The sequence below is a fragment of the Tenacibaculum sp. M341 genome (assembly GCF_004337695.1).
Lineage (GTDB): Bacteria > Bacteroidota > Bacteroidia > Flavobacteriales > Flavobacteriaceae > Polaribacter.
Genome location: NZ_SJXJ01000048.1, coordinates 1 through 1,926 on the forward strand (window position 1 = coordinate 1; position 1,926 = coordinate 1,926).

At 34.1% G+C, this 1,926-nt stretch carries 1 protein-coding gene; it reads left to right on the forward strand.

Going from position 1 to position 1,926, the window contains the following annotated elements; genetic code table 11:
- A partial coding sequence (locus EYW44_RS21855; protein WP_132727995.1) for a non-ribosomal peptide synthetase occupies positions 1 to 1,926 on the forward strand: 1,926 nt, incomplete at both ends.

Genomic DNA, 1,926 nt, shown 5'->3' on the forward strand with positions numbered 1-1,926 from the left:
TGTTTGTAAATACCTTGGCGCTTCGTAGTTATCCAGAAGGAGATAAAACGTATGCAGAATACCTTTCAGAAGTAAAGGAAATGGTCTTAACGAGTTTTGTACATGAGAGTTATCAATATGAAGATTTAATAGACAGTTTATCAATTACCCGAGATACAAGTCGTAACCCATTATTTGATGTGATGTTTTCTTACTTTAAGGAAGAGGAAGTATCAGAAAATTCATTAGCTGGTTTGATAAGTGCTTATGAAGGGTTGGATGCTCGTGTTGTTTCCAAGTTTGATATCAGTATGGTTGTGGTTGAAGGAAAGGAGCAGTTGCACATAAGTTTCAACTATAACAAACGATTGTTTAAAGAGATTACTATGTCTTTATTCATGGGGTATTTAAAGACTATTGTTAGTAGTGTTTTGTCTAATCCAGATCAGCTTATTTCAGAGATAACGATTTTAGATAAAGAAGAGAAGGAAGCTTTATTAAGTTTATCAACAGGAGTTATTTCAGATGTTATCCCTACAAATGTTACAGTTTTAGATTTATTTAAAGACCAGGTAAAACAAAGGGGAAATGAAATAGCTTTAGAGTTGGGAGAAGAGCGATTGTCTTATAAAGAGTTAGGTATAGCTTCTGATTGTTTAGCAGCTTATCTACAAGCTGAGGGAGTTGAAAAAGGGATGATGGTAGGTTTGTATATGGAGCGATCGATTGAGATGATTATCGGTATTTTAGGGATTCTGAAATCAGGAGGTAGTTATATGCCTATGAATCCAGAGCAGCCAGTTTTGCGAACAATACATATGTTGTCAGATAGTGGATCAAAACATATTTTAATTAATTGTTCTATAGCTTCAAATTTTTATAAAGATTATAAGATTACAGATCTTCGAGATAGCAGAATTTTCGAAGATTATAAGTCGGTTACTCCTGCTATTATAAAAACAGAGATAGCTTATACTATTTATACCTCAGGATCTACAGGATATCCTAAAGGTGTTTTAATCGGACATGATTCGTTGTTTAATTATATCCAAGGACAAAAGACTTATTTTGAAATAACAAGCAAGGATGCTATTTTACAATTTTCTCCGATATATTTTGATGCTTCGGTAGAACAGTTATGGTTATCGTTAACAAGTGGAGCAAGGTTAGTTTTGGTAGCAAAGGAAACTTTGTTAGACAGTAAATTGTTTGTTACGTATTTAGCAGAAAAATCAATAACACATTTACATAGTACTCCTTCTTTTTTAAGTATGTTGTCACTTCCTGAGAACTTATCTTTACGCAATATTGTTTCAGCAGGAGAGCGTTGTAGTAGTTCCTTAGCAAGTAAATATATTTCTTCTTATCGTTTTTATAACAAATACGGTCCAACCGAAACTACAATTTCAGCTTTAGAGCATGAGGTAACAGTTACAGATATAGAAAGAGGAGTCATTCCTATAGGTCGTCCTATAGCTAACACTCAAGTATATATTTTAGATGCTTATGGTACTGTATTACCAAAGGGATCAGTAGGAGAACTATATATTGGAGGCGCAGGAGTTTCAAGAGGGTATTTAAATAATGAAGGCTTAACTAGGGAATATTTTGTTGAAAACCCTTTTATAAAGGGAGAGATGATGTATCGTACTGGTGATTTAGGAAGATGGTTACCAGAAGGGACAATAGAGTTTATTGGAAGAAAAGATTCACAGGTTAAGATTCGTGGACATCGTATAGAGTTAGGTGAAATCATTAATCAGGTAGAGAGTCATGCAGAAGTAGGTCAGAGTGTGGTTGTTGTAAATGGCATAGGTAGTGACCAGTATTTAGTTTGTTACTATACAAGTACAACAGGTATAGAATCGTCTGAGCTGGAAAGTTATTTACAGGAGATTTTACCAGAGTATATGGTTCCTGGAGTCTATGTAGTTTTAGATAGTTTTC